Raw genomic sequence first — 1,277 nt, forward strand, 5'->3', positions numbered from 1 at the left:
AAATTCACAAAGTGTGAATACTGCACAGTCTTAAACCATGATTTGGCGGCACTCATTGCGTCAACTACAGTCATAGCATTACAAGCAATTTATGGCTGAGGATACAGGCATGAACACAAATTTATTGGTAGGCGGCATATTTGGCGCAGTGGCAGTAACGGCAGCGGGCAGTTATGCGGGCTATAACACGATTGTAGAAAGTAAAAAGCCCCAGTTTGCCGAGGTTGTCGACAGCAAGGCCATTACCGAAACCTATTACACCGACCGTCAAGAGTGCTATGACGAAGTGGTTCAGCACCAAGCTGAAGTGAAAGATGGCAACCAAGTGACGGGCACAGTGATTGGCGCCGTATTGGGCGCGGTTATTGGCAAGCAGGTTGGCGGCGGTAATGGCAAGAAGTTGGCGACTGTTGCCGGCGCGGCAGCGGGTGGTTATGCGGGCAATAAAGTGCAGAAAAATATGCAGCAAAAAGACGTGTACACCACAACTGAGCAGCGCTGTAATACGGTGCAAGACCCCCACCAGAAAATTACCGGCTATAGAGTGACTTACCAGTTAGAGGGTAAAACCGATACGGTGATTATGGATCACCAACCGGGAGCGACAATTCCCGTTGAGAATGGCCAGCTGGTGTTGAGTCAATCTGGTAGCAGTAAATCAGAAACAGCTAAATTTTAGATTAAGTATTACCTCTAGTCGTATCTGTGTATGAGGTGCGGCCAAAATTTGCCAAATGGAGTGAGCTGTATGACAACGAAATTAGCGAAGCGAAGCACGGCCGTGGTAATGAGCGGTTTTATGATTTGGACTGGTTTACTCGCCAGTACCGCATCGGCCTCAGTGATCAGTACCGATAAAATGGTGGCGGAGTACTCAGTAAAGTCTGAACGCGCTGAGATGAAGGCTGCGCTGGCCAGCGAAGATGTGCGGTCGCGCTTAGTGGAATTAGGTGTGTCACCGGCCGATGTTGAGGCCCGTATCGATTCATTAAGCCCCACCGAACTAGCCATGTTGCACGAACGTATGGATGAACTGCCAGCGGGCTCGGGTGCGGTTGGCCTGTTAGCGCTTTTGGTGCTCATATTCTTCATCACCGATATCTTGGGCATTACCGACATCTTCCCGTTTGTTAATGCGGCGAAGTAAAGCCCTCCTCCTCTTGTGCCTGCTTTTGCAGGCCTGTTCCGGTTTACCGTTAAAAGAATACGCCGAGACCCTCGGGCCTCGGCGCCAGTTAGACGTCCCGTTTATTGCCCAGCAGCAATATTATTGTGGT

The 1,277-nt window shown here is 50.1% G+C and carries 2 protein-coding genes; both read left to right on the forward strand.

Annotated features, from left to right (window positions below):
* Positions 1-109: 109 nt before the first annotated feature.
* A complete protein-coding gene (locus ABYP33_RS19325; RefSeq protein WP_373093007.1) occupies positions 110-679 on the forward strand; it encodes a glycine zipper 2TM domain-containing protein in 570 nt (189 codons plus the stop codon).
* Positions 680-748: 69 nt separating this feature from the next.
* Complete coding sequence (locus ABYP33_RS19330; protein WP_008253284.1) at positions 749-1,147, forward strand: PA2779 family protein; 399 nt, start codon at positions 749-751, stop codon at positions 1,145-1,147.
* Positions 1,148-1,277 lie beyond the last annotated feature (130 nt).

It is taken from the genome of Zhongshania sp. (genome assembly GCF_041584495.1).
Classification (GTDB): domain Bacteria; phylum Pseudomonadota; class Gammaproteobacteria; order Pseudomonadales; family Spongiibacteraceae; genus Spongiibacter.

Coding starts and splice junctions, on each gene's coding strand:
- ABYP33_RS19325 (WP_373093007.1), top strand. CDS start 110: ATGAACACAAATTTATTGGTAGGCGGCATATTTGGCGCAGTGGCAGTA.
- ABYP33_RS19330 (WP_008253284.1), top strand. CDS start 749: ATGACAACGAAATTAGCGAAGCGAAGCACGGCCGTGGTAATGAGCGGT.